A 14,021-nucleotide genomic window follows, 5' to 3' on the forward strand; every position below is an offset into this window, starting at 1 on the left:
TTCGTTCCGCCTTGACATTTAGCCCTATCAGGACCGAATATTCCAGTGACAAAGCAAGTATGCTGAAAATATTTTCACAGGGCGACCAAAAACATGGCAGAGCGTGACGCTTTCAAGAATCCCTTCCCGGCAGGTGATGCGGACCGTCGGGCGATCTGGGACATGCTGGTGACGCGCGACATCGACGCCTTTGTCGCGGCGGATTGGTCGGCGGTTCAGGGCGACTTTATCGAGGCGGGCTTTACGGGGATCAGCGGCAACCATCAGGGCGATCCGCAGGGCTATACCTTGGCCTTTCCGACGCTGGCGGGCTATCGCGACCGCTGGCTTTCGCAGGCCCATGCCTTTGGGGCGGATATGGCGGCGGGGGCTTTTGCGGGCGACGCGCGGGCCGGGATCTATCAGGCGACGCGGCTGGAAGAGATCGAGATTGACGGCGACGCGGCGCTGGTGCGCAAAAAGTTCGACGGGCGGCTGGCGAAAACGGACGGCAGCTTTGATCGCATGAACTGGCAGACGCTGTATATCTGTCGGCGGGATGGCGGGCGGTGGAAGATTGCGGGCTTTGTGGGCTATCTGCCCCATATCGTCGAATGACCGTGCCCCCCGGCCCCAGAAAGATCTTTGTCGCGGCCTTGGCGACCGAGACGAACACCTTTTCCCCCATCGTGGTGGACAGGCGGGCGTTTGAGGAATCGCTTTATGCGCCCCCCGGTCAGCATCCCGCGACGCCGACGCTTTGCACCGCGCCCATTCCGGTGGGGCGGCGGGTTTGTGCGGAGAAGGGCTGGGAGCTGATCGAGGGGACAGCCGCCTGGGCGGACCCGGCTGGGCTGGTGGCGCGGGGCGCGTTTGAAACCCTGCGGGACGAGATTCTGGGGCAGTTGCAGGCGGCCTTGCCGGTGGATGCGGTGGTGCTGGGGCTGCATGGGGCGATGGTGGCGCAGGGTTACCTTGACCCCGAGGGCGATTTTCTGGAGCGGGTGCGGGGCATTGTGGGGCCGGACGTCCTGTTGGCGGCCGAACTGGACCCGCACAGCCATTTGACGGCGCGTCGGGTGGCGGCGGCGGATGTCTTCGTGGTGTTCAAGGAATTTCCGCACACCGATTTCGTGGACCGGGCCGAAGACCTGTGGCGGATCGTGGTTGATACTTTGGAGGGGCGGGTGCGTCCGGTTATGTCGGTGTTTGACTGCCGGATGATTGATGTCTTTCCCACATCGCGCGAGCCGATGCGGGGGTTTGTGGACCGGATGATGGCGCTGGAGATGTCGGACCCGAAAGTGCTGTCGCTGTCGGCGATTCACGGTTTCATGGCGGGCGATGTGCCGGAAATGGGGGCCAAGATGATCGCCGTGACCGATGGCGATGCGGCCTATGGCGCGGCTTTGGCCGAACGGTTGGGGATGGAATTGTTCGCCAACCGGGGCAAGCATCTGATGCCGCAGCTGGATGAAAAGGCCGCGGTGGCGCAGGCGATGGCCGCCAAGGCCCATCCGGTGGTGATTGCCGATATGTGGGACAATCCGGGCGGCGGGACGGCGGGCGATGCGACGGTGGTCCTAAAGGAACTGCTGGCCCAAGGGGCGCAGGGCGTGGCGATTGGCACGATCTGGGATCCTATGGCGGTGCAGCTTTGCTTTGTGGCGGGCGAGGGGGCCGAGATGCCTTTGCGCTTTGGGGCGAAATCGGCACCATTCACGGGTGAGCCGATGGATGCCTTGGTGCGGGTGGTGCGGCTGAACGCCGAGGCTGAGATGCGGTTCGGGGAAAGCGTGGTTCCTTTCGGGCGGGCGGCGCGGATTGCGGTGCTGGACGATCAGGGGCAAGAGACGGGGATCGAGGTGATCCTGAACACGGTGCGGGCGCAAAGCTATGATCCGTCGCTGTTCACTGCCTTGGGGATTGATCCTTTGGCGCAGAAGATTCTGGTGATCAAATCGACGAACCATTTCTATGCAGCGTTTCAGCCGATTGCGGCGGATATCCTGTATTGCTCGGCGGGGCGGCCCTATCCGAATGATCCGACGACAACGCCCTATCGGCACGTGCGGGCGGATATCTGGCCGCGGATGGCGGACCCGTTTGGAAAGGACAGCTGATGGCTTTCCCTTGGCCTGAAGTGGGCACGGCGCTGGCGGATGTGATGACGCCAATGCCGGTCATTGATGAGGATCGGCTGGCAGCGAATATTGCCCGCGCGCAGGCCTATATGAACCAACATGGTCTGGCGTTCCGGCCACATATCAAGACGCATAAGATTCCCGCTGTGGCGCGGGCGCAGATGGCGGCGGGGGCGGTGGGCATCAACTGTCAAAAGCTGAGCGAGGCGGAGGCGTTTGCAGAGGCGGGGTTTGAGGATATTCTGATCACCTTCAATCTGTTGGGTTTGGAACGTCTGTCCCGCCTGCGGGCCTTGAAGGATCGGGTGGCGCGGCTGACGGTGGTGGCCGACAGTGCTGTGACGGTGGACGGTCTGGCCGCTGTTCCGGGGCTGGCTGTGATGGTGGAGTGCGATACGGGCGGTGGGCGCTGCGGGGTGCAAACGCCGGAGGAGGCTTTGGCGCTGGCCGAACGGATCGTTGCGGCGGGGCTGCGGTTTCAGGGCTTGCTAACCTATCCGGCCGTGGGCGGGGCAGAGCGGGTGGAAGAATTTCTGCGCGCGACGATCAGCCTTCTGACCGCGCGGGGCATCGACTGCCCGGTCCGGTCGAACGGGGGCAGCCCGGATTTGTGGCGGGCGCATCTGGTGCCCTCGGCCACGGAACATCGGGCGGGGACTTATGTTTACAACGACCGTTCGATGGTGCGGGCGGGGGAATGCGGGCCGGATGATCTGGCGATGCATATTCTGGCCACCGTTGTTTCACGGCCCACGCCGACGCGGGCGGTCTTGGATGCGGGATCGAAGGCGCTGACCTCGGATCTTTTGGGGTTCAGCGATTTTGGGGAAATTTTGGGCCTGCCGGGGGCAAGGATCGTCTCGCTTTCTGAAGAACACGGCGTGGTCGATCTTTCGGCCTGTGAGGGGCCGCTTCCCGCTGTCGGGGATCGAGTGAGGATCATCCCGAACCATACCTGCGTCGTTTCAAACCTGTTTGATCGGATGGTTTTTCACCGCAATGGCCTTGTCAGCCTGGTGGAAGAGGTGGCCGCGCGCGGGACGGTCTGGTAGGGTCGCGCCATGGCAAGGCAGGTCTATCAGGCGGAACGGATTTTTGACGGCAGTGACTGGCATGAGGATGCCGCGCTGGTGGTCGAGGATGGCCGCGTGGTGGATTTCACGCGTGAAAAGGGCGTTTTGTTAACCGGTTTCATCGTGCCGGGGCTGGTCGATTTGCAGGTGAATGGCGGGGGTGGGCGGCTTCTCAACAACGCGCCGACGCTTGAGACCATTCACCATATGCGCCTGGCCCATGCCGGCTTTGGCACGACCTCCATCATGGCGACGCTGATCACAGATGGCCCCGATGTGACCCGCGCGGCGATTGCGGCGGCCAAGGATGCGCCCGGTTTGCTGGGCCTGCATCTGGAGGGGCCACATCTGGACACGGCGCGAAAGGGGACACATGACCCCGGGCTGATCCGCCCGATGGCGGCGGATGATCTGGCGGTTCTGTTGCAAGCGGCCAAGGATCTGCCGCATCTGATCTGCACTTTGGCGCCCGAGGCGGTCGGTCTGGAACAGGTTCAGGCGCTGGTGGGGGCGGGGGCTGTGGTCAGCCTTGGGCATACGGATTGTACCCATCCCACCGCCCGCGCCTATACAGAGGCCGGGGCCAGCATGGTCACCCATTTGTTCAACGCGATGAGCCAGATGCAGCACCGCGCGCCGGGGTTGGTGGGGGCGGCGCTTTCCGACTCGCGCCTGTGGGCGGGGCTGATTGCGGATGGGTTTCATGTGGATGATGCGGTGATTCAGGTTGCCCTGCGGGCCAAGGATGAGATTTTTCTGGTGTCCGATTCGATGTCGACCATCGGAAGCGACCAAACCAGTTTCACCCTGAACGGGCGGCAGATCTTTCGGGCGGATGGGCGGTTGACCTTGGCCGATGGCACGCTGGCGGGGGCCGATATTGCGCTGTTGGATGCGGTGCGGCATGTGCATCTGACGCTGGGTCTGCCTTTGGAACGCGCGCTGCAACTGGCCAGCCTGCACCCTGCGCGCGCCTTGGGGCTGAGCGACCGGGGTCATTTGCGGCCCGGCGCGCGGGCTGATTTCTTTTGTCTGATGCCCGGTGTGAAAGCCGGGTCTTGCTGGATTGCCGGGGAACGAGTCGCATGATCCTGTGTTTTGACATCGGCGGAACGGCCATCAAGATCGCCCATGCCTTTGCCCGCGATGACATTCGCCCCATGGGCCGGGTGCCGACGCCTGCGGATGATTTCACGGCCTTTGTGGGCGCACTGCGCGAGGCGATCAAGGCGGCCCCCATGCGGCCAGAGCGGCTGGCCTTTTCTATTGCGGGGGTCATTGACCCCGACACGGGCCGGGCGACCGTGGCGAATATTCCCTGCCTGACCGGGCGGCGTTTGCAGAATGACCTTGAGGCGGCGCTGCTGGTGCCGGTCGATCTGGCGAACGACGCCGATTGCTTTGCGCTGGCCGAATCCGCCGTGGGGGCGGGGCGGGGGCATGAGGTGGTGTTCGGCATCATTCTGGGCACCGGGGTCGGTGGTGGTGTGGTGGTGCGGGGCGAGTTGATCAATTCGGGTGGTGGTTTCGCGGGGGAATGGGGGCATGGGCCTGTCGCGCAGCGCATTCTGACCGAGGCGAATGTGACCCTGCCTGCCTTTGCCTGCGGCTGCGGTTTGACCGGCTGTCTGGATGCCGTCTGTTCGGCGCGGGGCATGGAAAAGCTGCACGCGCATCTGCATGGGGTGCAGGCCGAAAGCACAGAAATCGTGGCGGGCTGGGAGGCGGGGCAGGTGGCGGAAAGCCGCACCATCGCCATTTGGCTGGAGCTGTTGTCCGGCCCGCTGGCGGTGGTGGAAAACATGCTGGGCGCGGGAATCATGGCGGTGGGGGGCGGGCTTTCCAATTCGAAACCGCTGATCGCGGCGCTGGATCAGAAGGTGCGCGCCCGCATTTTGCGGCGCTTTGACCGCCCGCTGATCGTGCCTGCCGAATGCGCGATTGAACCCGGATTGGTCGGCGCGGCCATTCTGGGTCTGGGTCGCCGGGTGGCGAGTGCGGCGTAATCGTTACCGCTGCCTTTTTCGGGGCAGTTTGTGAAAACGAATTACAGAAATGTAAGAAAGCCGTGAAAAATCGTTGACGATTGGCCTTGCGCTGCGCATGATCCAGAAAAAGAATTTCTCTACAGGGAAAGACGAATGCGAGTCGCGATCATCGGTCTGGGGTTCCGTCTGGGCTATCTGGGCCATGTCTTTCGGGAAATGGACCCGAGTTTTCAGATCGTAGGCTATCACGACCCGGCCCCGGCGGGGATGGCCGTGCTGCAAGAGCATGGGATTTCGGCAGGCAAGGCCTATGACAGCGCCGAAGAGCTGGTGCGGGCAGGCGGGTTTGATCTGTTGATGGTGGGTTCGCCGAACCATCTGCATCTGGACCATATCCGGCTGGGTCTCGAGGCCGGAGTGAAAATCTTTTCGGAAAAGCCCATCGTTTCGACGATTGAGCAAAGCTATGAACTGGCCGGGCTGCTGGGGCAGTATGGGCCGGATCAACTGCTGGTGGGCTTGGTGCTGCGCTATGCCCCGCTGTACCGCGATCTGATTACAGCGCGGGATCAGGGCCAGCTTGGCAAGATCGTGTCGATCGAGGCGGCAGAGCATATCTATCCCTATCACGGCGCATTTTTCATGCGGGACTGGCGGCGGTATGAAAAATGGTCAGGCAGTTTCATGCTGGAAAAATGCTGCCATGATCTGGACCTTTACAACGGGCTGATCGGGGCGCGGCCGGAACGGGTGGCGAGTTTCGGGGGGCGGAAGACCTTTATCCCGGCGAATGATCCGCGGCTGGAAGGGGTGAATGATCTGGGCCTTTACCACCGCAAACCCAGCGGCTGGAATGGGTCGGACAAGGTGTTCGACAGCGATGGGGATATCATCGACTATCAGGTGGCGATCATCGAATATGCCAATGGCGTGGGGATGAATTTCCACACGAACCTGAACGCCCCCGACCAGTTCCGCCGCTTTGCAGTGTTTGGCACGAAGGGTCAGGCCGAGGGGGATTTTATCCGGGGTTTCCTGAAGGTGACGGATGTGCTTTCGGAAAAGCGGATCACGGAAACGGAATACAAGGCGACGGCGCTGTCGCAGCACTATGGGGCCGATGAGCAGATGGCCGCCGAGGTGGTGGCGCATGTGATGCAGGGCGGACCGCTGCCGGTGTCGCCCTTGGACGCGCTGGAGGCGGGCATTCTGGCGCTGGCGACGGATGAGGCGCGGCGGACGAAACAGGTGATCGACCTGCGGCCGGTCTGGGACCGCTATGACAATGCTTTCGCGCGGAAGGCGGCGTAATGATCAAGTCGCGCTCCAGCCTGATCTTTGCCTGGGCGCTTTTGGCCCCCGCGATCCTGTATATTTTGGTGATCGTGGCTTGGCCGCTGTTTGAAACCTTTCGGCTGTCGTTCACCGATGCGTCGCTGCGGAAGGTGACGAACTATGTCGGCTGGAAGAACTATGACAAGATTTTCAACGAAACCTTCCTGACGGTGATCCTGCGGACCTTTGCTTGGACCTTCTTTTCGGTGGCGCTAAAGATGATCATCGGCACCTTTGGGGCGGTTTTGCTGAACGCGGCGGTGCCGGGGCGGCATATTTTCCGTATCCTGACGATGCCGCCGTGGATCGTGCCGATGGCGATTGGCATTTTCATGTGGGGCTGGATGTACAACGGCCAGTTCGGGATGATCTCGGGCCTGTTGCAGCGGTTCGGGATTGTGGACGGGCCGGTGGCGTTTCTGGCTTGGGGGAACACGGCGTTCTGGGCGACGATTGTGACGGATGTCTGGATCGGTGTGCCGATGGTCACGATCTATTTCCTGGCGGCGATCCAATCGATTCCGAAAGATCTGTATGAGGCGGCCTGGACGGATGGGGCCAGCCGTTGGACGCGGTTCCGGCGGATCACGCTGCCGCTGATGGCCCCCGCGATCATCACCATGTCGATGCTGTCGTTGATCGCCACGTTCAACAGTTTCGACATCATCTGGATCCTGACCCAAGGCGGTCCTTCGGGTTCGACGACGACGATGATCATCGACACCTATCAGACGGCGATTGGGTCGAAGAAATATGGTGAGGGGGCGGCGCGGGCGGTGGTGATCTGCATCTTTCTGTCGCTGTTCTGTCTTGCCTATTTCCGTGTGACGCGCCGTCTTTCGGCGACTGAGAAAGCCTGAGCCATGGCCCGTAAAAACACCGACACCCGCGCCATGATCGACCGCTATCGCTGGTGGGAAGTGATGGCGATCTATGCGGGGATCTTTGTCTTTCTGTTCTTTCTGCTGTCGCCCTTTATCGAAGGGTTTCTGGTCAGCCTGAAACCGCTGTCGCAGCTTTTCTCATCGCCCTATCGGTTCTGGCCGGAAAACGGGTCGTTCAAGGCCTATTCGACGATGTGGGATTCGGTGCCGGCCTTTGGTTGGTATATCTTCAACTCGTTCCTCATCTCGACGGTCGCCACGATCATCGTCTTGCTGCTGGTGGTGCCTGCGGCCTATGCCTTTGCGCGGTTTGAATATGCCGGGATGGCGCTGGTTCTGGGCGGGTTTCTGGCCGTGTCGATGTTTTCGGGCGCGGTGCTGCTGATCCCGCTGTTCCGCCTGATGCGGACCTTGGGCCTGCTGAACACCTATTTCGCCATGATCGTACCGGGGGTGGCTTTCCTGATCCCCTCGGCCATCTGGCTGCTGCGCACCTATATGATGCGCATTCCGGTCGAGTTGAACGAGGCGGCCTATATGGACGGGGCCAGCCAGTTTTACACCTTCCGCCGGGTGATCCTGCCGATTGCCATGCCGGGCATTGTTGTCGTCGCGATCACCACCTTTATCGGGGCCTATGCGCAGCAGTTTATCTTTGCGCTGACCTTTAACTCCAAGACCGAATACATGCCGCTTCCCGTGGGCCTTTTCGCCTATTTCGGCAAGCAGGACGTGATCTGGAACGAGCTGATGGCCGCCAGTTTCGTGGGCATTGCCCCGGCGCTGATCATCATCTTTTTCCTGCAACGCTATCTCGTCGGCGGGCTGACCGCCGGTGCGGTGAAACAATAATCAACTGGGAGACAAGAACGTGATCAAACTGTATCGAACAAGCCTGATCGGTGTCGCGCTAGCCTGCACCACCGCCCTGCCCGCGCTGGCGCAGGACATCACCTGGATCTATTGCGGCGACAAGATCGACCCCGTCCATGAAAAGGCCATTGCCGATTGGCAAGCGGCCAACGAAGGTTGGACCGTGACCCCGGAAGTCGTGGGCTGGGGCCAGTGCCAAGACAAGGCGACGACTTTGGCCGCAGCAGGCAGCCCGGCGGGCATGGCCTATGTCGGTTCGCGCACGCTGAAGGAATTCGCGCTGAACGATCTGATCGTGCCGGTGCCGATGACCGAAGAAGAGCAAGCCGCCTATTACCCGCATATTGTGTCGACCGTGACGTTTGAGGGCACGCAATGGGGCGTTCCGATTGCCTTCTCGACCAAGGCGCTGTATTGGAACAAGGCCCTGTTCAAAGAGGCTGGGCTTGACCCGGAAAGCCCGCCGAAGACCTGGGCGGAAACCATCGCAGCGGCGACCGCCATCAAGGAAAAGACTGGCAAGGCCGGTTATGGTCTGCCCGCCAAAACCTTTGACAACACGATGCACCAGTTCCTGCATTGGGTTTACACGAACAACGGCTCGGTGATCGATGCTGATGGCAACATCACGCTGGACAGCCCGCAGAACCTGGCCGCGCTGGAAGCCTATAAGGCGCTGGTGCCGGTTTCGGTCGAAGGGGCAACCGCCTATGAGCAGAACGAAATCCGCGCGATTTTCCTGGATGGCCAAGTGGGCATGATTCAGGCCGCTGTGGGTGCCGCCTATCTGCTGCGCGATGGTGGCAAGGTGGAATGGGGTGTCGCCGATCTGCCGCTGGGGCCGGATGCCCAAGGGCCGGGGACGCTGCTGATCACTGACAGCTTGGCCGTGTTCAAGGGTTCGGGGGTCGAGGAGAAGGCGATTGAGTTCGCCAAATATGTGACCTCTCCCGAAGTGCAGGAACCCTATGAAGGTGGTGGTGCCGCTGGTCTGACGCCGCTGCGTCCGTCGCCTGCGGTCGACAAGATGCTGGCCGAGAATCCCTTCTGGAAACCGTTTGTCGATGGCATCGCTTTCGGCGGGCCGGAGCCTTTGCTGACCGACTATAAAGGCTTTCAGAACGTGATGATCGAAATGGTGCAATCGGTGGTCACGGGGTCTGCGGAACCGCAGGCGGCGCTGACGAAAGCCGCGGGCGCGCTGGAAGAATACAAATAATCCTCCCCGGTCCTGCTGCGGGTGGGGCAGTCGGACCAAGCTGGGGGCGCGGTGAACGCGCCCCCGGTCTTTTGACAGTCAAGGAGTGCCGCTTTGGGCCAGCTTTCCCTGAAATCCGTGATCAAGACCTTTGGTGAATTCGAGGTTGTGAAGGGCGTGTCGCTGGACGTGCACGAGGGCGAATTCGTCGTCTTTGTCGGGCCTTCGGGCTGTGGCAAATCCACCCTTCTGCGGATGATCGCCGGGCTGGAACATACGACCGATGGGGATATCGTCATCGACGGGAAACGGGTGAACGACCTGCCGCCGGTGAAACGGGGCATTGCCATGGTGTTCCAATCCTATGCCTTGTATCCGCATATGACGGTTTTCGAGAATATCGCCTTTCCGCTGCGGGTGGAAAAAGCGCCTGCGGATGTGATCAAGAAAAAGGTCGAAGCGGCGGCCGCGATCCTGCATCTGGACACAAGATTGCAGCAAAAGCCGGGGCAATTGTCGGGTGGGCAGCGGCAGCGGGTGGCGATTGGCCGTGCGATTGTGCGGGAGCCGGAGATTTTTCTGTTCGACGAGCCTTTGTCGAACCTGGATGCGGCGCTGCGGGCGGATATGCGGATTGAATTGACCCGGCTGCACAAGCAGTTGGGCGCGACGATGATCTATGTGACGCATGATCAGATCGAAGCGATGACAATGGCCGACCGGATCGTGGTGCTGAACGGTGGGCATATTGCGCAGGTAGGGGCCCCGCTGGAACTGTATCACAAGCCGCAGAATACCTTTGTGGCGGGGTTCATCGGGAACCCGCGGATGAACCTGTTGCCCGCGCGCTGCGTGGGGACAAGTGCGGCGGCGGTGACGGTGCAATGTCAGGGGCAGACGATCACGCTTCCGGTGGCGGGGCGTGAGGGGCTGGTGGGCAGCGATCTGCTGCTGGGTATCCGGCCAGAGCATGTAGCGCTGGGGCGGGTGGATGTGACGCTGCGGGTGGTGCCGCATGTGGTGGAACAGCTGGGTCAGCAGACGGTGGGCTATGCGGCGCTGGAGGGGCGGGAGGAAAACTTCCTGTTCGTGCTGCCGGGTACGCGGGGGATTCAGGACGATCAGCCCTTGGATGTGGGGTTCAGGGCGGGGGATTGCCATCTGTTCGATGCGGAAGGGAACGCATTGGAGCGGCAGGTCGATCTGGCGGCGTTGACGGCCCCGGCGGGTTAAGGGGCCAAAATCAATTCTGCCGCGCGACTGGCCAAGGCCAGCGTCGGCGCATTGGTGTTGGCGGCGGGGATCTGGGGCATGATCGAGGCATCGGCAATGCGCAGGCCCTGAACGCCCATGACGCGCAGATGGCTGTCAACCACGCTGCCCATCGCGCAGGTGCCGACGGGGTGGTAGTTGGTTTTGACCGTGGCGCGGATATGGCGGTCGATGCTGTCGCTGGCAAAATCGGTGGGCATCAACGCGCCTGTGACCATATCGCGCAGGGGTGCTTGGGCCAGAACTTCGCGCGCTTTGGCGATGCCGTCACGCATGGCCTGCATGTCGGCGGGGTTAGTCAGAAAGGCGGGGTCGACCAAAGGCAATCCGTGGGGATCGGCAGGGTTCAGACGGATTTCGCCGCGCGATTTTGGGCGGGCAAGGCAGGGGGTGAGGGTGAGGCCCCAAGTCGGATCAACGCCACTGACGGTGCGATCGACATAGACGGTGGGCACGCAATAAAGCTGGATCATGGGGCGGGGATCGGTGCCAAGCGAGATAAAGGCGCAAGCCTCGACCCCCGTGGATGTCACCGGGCCGGAGCGGGAAAGGACATAGCGCAGACCGTGGCGCAGCATATTCCAGCCGCTGTCTTGACCAAAGTAACCCATGCCCCGGCGCAGGGTGGAAATCACCGGCACCTCGCAATGGTCCTGAAGGTTCTGGCCGACTTGGGGCAAGTCAGCCCGGACCGCTATTCCAGCGGCGCGAAGCTGGGTTTCGGGGCCAAGGCCCGAGCGCATGAGAAGATGAGGTGATGCGAGGGCCCCGGCGGTAAGCATGATCTGGGCGGCGTGGCTTTCGTGGGTCTGGCCGTTTTGCTGCCACCGGACCCCCGTCACGCGGTCACCGGTCATGAGCAGTTGATCGACACGCGCGCCGCATTCAAGGCGCAGGTTCTTGTGGGTCTTGATGGGGGCGAGAAAGGCTTTGACGGCGGAGGAGCGGCGTCGGGCGTGGCCGTCAATGGTGTGCTGCATGCGGCCGGAACCGGCTTGGGTGGGGCCGTTGAAATCGTCGTTGTGGTGTAGGCCTATCGCGTCGCAGGCGGCCAGAAAGGCGGCGGTGACGGGGTTCATATGGCCCAGATGCGAAACTTTGAGCGGGCCTTGGGTGCCGTGATGGGGGCCGGAAAGCTCGGCGTTGCCTTCCATCGCGGTGAAATGGGGCAGCATGGCTTGGTAGGACCAGCCTTGGTCACCGGTGATCTGTGCCCAATCGTCATAGTCTTGGGCGGTGCCGCGCAGATAGACCATGGCGTTGATGGCCGAGCCGCCGCCAAGGATGCGGCCTTGGGGGATGATCATGGATCGCCCGCCCAGTTGGGGTTGGGGCGTGGTGGGGTAATATTTGAGGAAGCGTTCGGAATTGAGGAACTTCATGTAACCGGCAGGCAGGTCGAGCAGGGGGTGGCCCCTTGCAGGGCCTTCTTCCAGCAGAAGGACGCTGGCCCCGGATTGCACAAGGCGCGAGGCGATCAGGCAACCGGAGGAGCCACCGCCGATGATGATGAAGTCAGACATCCGAGGATCCGGTCAGAAAGGGCAGAAGGGGGGCCAGCGGGTCGCCTTGTCGGGCATGGGTCAGGGCTGGGCCTTGGCCTTGGGGCGGGGCGCCAGAAAGGGGCAGAAGGCTGGCATAGGCCAAGGCCATGCCTTGATCCAAGAGGGGGCGATCCAGCGCCATCTCATCGCGCAGGATGCGCCAGAGAAGGGCCACGAGCAGCGGATCGGTCAGCGCCTTGTCCAGCGCATGAAAGCCCCGCGCCGGGCCGAGGCGCGAGAGGATGGCGGCGGCAAGGGGGGGGATGGCGGCGCTATCCATGCTGCGCCCCGTTGATGGCTGCATAAAGCTGACGGAACCGGGCGCGGCGGGGGACATAGGCCGCTGCAAGGGCCGGATCGGGGGTGATGGTCGCGCGGATGGGCGGGGGGTTGAAGTGGCCCGCGTCAAAGCCCGGCGACAAACAAGCCCGCGCCAATTTCGCCGCGCCATAGGCGGCCCCGACATCCGCGCTTTCTGGGATCAGCAGCGTCAGGCCTGTCGCGGCGGCGATGATCCGCAGCCAGGATTCCGACCGTGCGCCGCCGCCCACGGCCAGCACCGGCCCCATGGCCACGCCGCTGCGGCCCAAGGCGTCATGCACATCGGCCAAGGCAAAGGCCACGCCTTCCATCACCGCCTGCACCAGTTGTGCCCGGTCAGTCGAGGCCGCGAGACCGACAAAGGCCCCCCGTGCTGTGGGGGCGTTGTGAGGCGTTCTTTCGCCCGAGAGATAGGGCAGGAACATCACATCCGAGGCCCGCGCCACATCGCGGGGCACCAAGGCCGCCAGTTCGGGGGGCGTTGCGCCCATCTGCCGCGAAAGCCATGACAGGCTGTCCACCGCCGAAAGCGTGACCCCCATCTGATGCCAGCGCCCCGGTACGGCATGACAGAAGGCATGCACAGCCTCGGCTGTGTTGGGACGGAAATCGCGGGTTGCGGCAAACAGCACGCCCGAGGTGCCAAGGCTGAGGAACCCCGCGCCCGGTTCCAGCACACCCATGCCGCAGGCGGTGGCGGCATTGTCGCCGCCCCCTGCCGCGACGGGAACGGGGGACACGCCCCATTCGGCGGCAAGGTCGGCCCGCAGATGACCGGAAACGGCGGTGCCTTCCAGCACGCGGGGCATATGGTCAGGGGTCAGCCCCGTGGCGGCCAGCAATTCCGGGGACCAGCGCCTTTGGCCCACATCCAGCCAAAGCGTGCCGGCTGCATCCGACATGTCGGTGGCCTTTTCGCCGGTCAGCCAAAGGCGGACATAATCCTTGGGCAGCAGAACCATGCGGGTTGCGGCGAAGGTATGCGGTTCCTGTTCCGCCACCCAAAGCAGTTTTGGTGCGGTGAAACCGGCCATGGCGATATTGCCCGAAAGGCCCCGCACATCGGCGCGGGATTCAAAGGGGGCGCAATGATCGGCGGCGCGGCCATCGTTCCACAGGATGCAGGGCCGAAGGGGTCGGTCATCGGCCCCAAGGAGGGTGGCCCCGTGCATTTGCCCGGCCAGCCCGATGGAAGCGAGTTTTGCGAAATCTGCCGGAAAGTCGTGGCGCAAAGCACCCACCGCCGCCTGCACGGCGGCGATCCAGTCGTCGGGGTTCTGTTCGGCCCAACCGGGGTGCGGACGGCTGGTGGTCAGCGCCGCATCCCGGCTGGCCAGAACCTGACCGGCATCGGTCATCATCAGGGCCTTGACGCCCGAAGTTCCGATGTCGATGCCCAGATGCAAGGGA

The 14,021-nt window shown here is 62.7% G+C and carries 13 protein-coding genes; 10 read left to right on the forward strand and 3 right to left on the reverse strand.

Annotation, left to right across the window (positions count from 1 at the left end):
* Positions 1-93: 93 nt before the first annotated feature.
* The 10 genes from IE095_RS05725 (at position 94) to IE095_RS05770 (ending at position 10,707) form a co-directional block, all read left to right on the forward strand.
* Entirely contained in the window at positions 94-597 is a 504-nt protein-coding gene (locus IE095_RS05725) for a hypothetical protein (protein WP_189410666.1), read from the forward strand.
* Entirely contained in the window at positions 594-2,102 is a 1,509-nt protein-coding gene (locus tag IE095_RS05730) for a M81 family metallopeptidase (protein WP_189410667.1), read from the forward strand. The genes IE095_RS05725 and IE095_RS05730 overlap by 4 nt, the downstream gene beginning before the upstream one ends.
* Positions 2,102-3,175, forward strand: a complete 1,074-nt coding sequence (locus IE095_RS05735) for a D-TA family PLP-dependent enzyme (protein ID WP_189410668.1) — start codon at positions 2,102-2,104, stop codon at positions 3,173-3,175. Before IE095_RS05730 ends, IE095_RS05735 begins: the two co-directional genes overlap by 1 nt.
* A gap of 9 nt (positions 3,176-3,184) precedes the next feature.
* Positions 3,185-4,285, forward strand: coding sequence for an N-acetylglucosamine-6-phosphate deacetylase (gene nagA / locus IE095_RS05740; RefSeq protein WP_189410669.1), 1,101 nt, complete (start codon positions 3,185-3,187; stop codon positions 4,283-4,285).
* Positions 4,282-5,202, forward strand: a complete 921-nt coding sequence (locus IE095_RS05745; protein ID WP_189410670.1) for an ROK family protein — start codon at positions 4,282-4,284, stop codon at positions 5,200-5,202. The genes nagA and IE095_RS05745 overlap by 4 nt, the downstream gene beginning before the upstream one ends.
* Before the next feature lie 135 nt (positions 5,203-5,337).
* The gene (locus tag IE095_RS05750) at positions 5,338-6,495 is read left to right on the forward strand and encodes a Gfo/Idh/MocA family protein (RefSeq protein ID WP_189410671.1); all 1,158 of its coding nucleotides are present in this window, start codon (positions 5,338-5,340) and stop codon (positions 6,493-6,495) included.
* Complete coding sequence (locus IE095_RS05755; RefSeq protein ID WP_189410672.1) at positions 6,495-7,379, forward strand: carbohydrate ABC transporter permease; 885 nt, start codon at positions 6,495-6,497, stop codon at positions 7,377-7,379. The genes IE095_RS05750 and IE095_RS05755 overlap by 1 nt, the downstream gene beginning before the upstream one ends.
* Before the next feature lie 3 nt (positions 7,380-7,382).
* Positions 7,383-8,255, forward strand: a complete 873-nt coding sequence (locus IE095_RS05760; protein WP_189410673.1) for a carbohydrate ABC transporter permease — start codon at positions 7,383-7,385, stop codon at positions 8,253-8,255.
* A 19-nt stretch (positions 8,256-8,274) separates the two neighbouring features.
* Positions 8,275-9,495 (forward strand): extracellular solute-binding protein, encoded by a 1,221-nt coding sequence (locus IE095_RS05765; RefSeq protein ID WP_229804551.1) that lies wholly within the window; start codon positions 8,275-8,277, stop codon positions 9,493-9,495.
* 93 nt (positions 9,496-9,588) lie between these two features.
* Complete coding sequence (locus IE095_RS05770) at positions 9,589-10,707, forward strand: ABC transporter ATP-binding protein (protein WP_189410674.1); 1,119 nt, start codon at positions 9,589-9,591, stop codon at positions 10,705-10,707.
* On the opposite strand, the gene IE095_RS05775 is transcribed toward IE095_RS05770, so the two are convergent.
* The 3 genes from IE095_RS05775 to xylB are packed head-to-tail and all read right to left on the reverse strand — an operon-like array spanning position 10,704 to position 14,017.
* Entirely contained in the window at positions 10,704-12,269 is a 1,566-nt protein-coding gene (locus tag IE095_RS05775; RefSeq protein WP_189410675.1) for a GMC family oxidoreductase, read from the reverse strand. The genes IE095_RS05770 and IE095_RS05775 overlap by 4 nt on opposite strands.
* Positions 12,262-12,570: a hypothetical protein gene (locus IE095_RS05780; protein WP_189410676.1), complete on the reverse strand. Its 309-nt coding sequence runs from the start codon at positions 12,568-12,570 to the stop codon at positions 12,262-12,264. Before IE095_RS05780 ends, IE095_RS05775 begins: the two co-directional genes overlap by 8 nt.
* The gene (xylB, locus tag IE095_RS05785) at positions 12,563-14,017 is read right to left on the reverse strand and encodes a xylulokinase (protein ID WP_189410677.1); all 1,455 of its coding nucleotides are present in this window, start codon (positions 14,015-14,017) and stop codon (positions 12,563-12,565) included. Before xylB ends, IE095_RS05780 begins: the two co-directional genes overlap by 8 nt.
* Positions 14,018-14,021: the final 4 nt, after the last annotated feature.

It is taken from the genome of Neogemmobacter tilapiae (genome assembly GCF_014652215.1).
GTDB lineage: Bacteria > Pseudomonadota > Alphaproteobacteria > Rhodobacterales > Rhodobacteraceae > Neogemmobacter > Neogemmobacter tilapiae.

What these genes read in the sequence shown, in the direction of transcription:
- IE095_RS05725 (WP_189410666.1), top strand. Translation starts at nt 94, where the DNA reads ATGGCAGAGCGTGACGCTTTCAAGAATCCCTTCCCGGCAGGTGATGCG.
- IE095_RS05730 (WP_189410667.1), top strand. Translation starts at nt 594, where the DNA reads ATGACCGTGCCCCCCGGCCCCAGAAAGATCTTTGTCGCGGCCTTGGCG.
- IE095_RS05735 (WP_189410668.1), top strand. Translation starts at nt 2,102, where the DNA reads ATGGCTTTCCCTTGGCCTGAAGTGGGCACGGCGCTGGCGGATGTGATG.
- nagA (WP_189410669.1), top strand. Translation starts at nt 3,185, where the DNA reads ATGGCAAGGCAGGTCTATCAGGCGGAACGGATTTTTGACGGCAGTGAC.
- IE095_RS05745 (WP_189410670.1), top strand. Translation starts at nt 4,282, where the DNA reads ATGATCCTGTGTTTTGACATCGGCGGAACGGCCATCAAGATCGCCCAT.
- IE095_RS05750 (WP_189410671.1), top strand. Translation starts at nt 5,338, where the DNA reads ATGCGAGTCGCGATCATCGGTCTGGGGTTCCGTCTGGGCTATCTGGGC.
- IE095_RS05755 (WP_189410672.1), top strand. Translation starts at nt 6,495, where the DNA reads ATGATCAAGTCGCGCTCCAGCCTGATCTTTGCCTGGGCGCTTTTGGCC.
- IE095_RS05760 (WP_189410673.1), top strand. Translation starts at nt 7,383, where the DNA reads ATGGCCCGTAAAAACACCGACACCCGCGCCATGATCGACCGCTATCGC.
- IE095_RS05775 (WP_189410675.1), bottom strand. Translation starts at nt 12,269, where the DNA reads ATGTCTGACTTCATCATCATCGGCGGTGGCTCCTCCGGTTGCCTGATC.
- IE095_RS05780 (WP_189410676.1), bottom strand. Translation starts at nt 12,570, where the DNA reads ATGGATAGCGCCGCCATCCCCCCCCTTGCCGCCGCCATCCTCTCGCGC.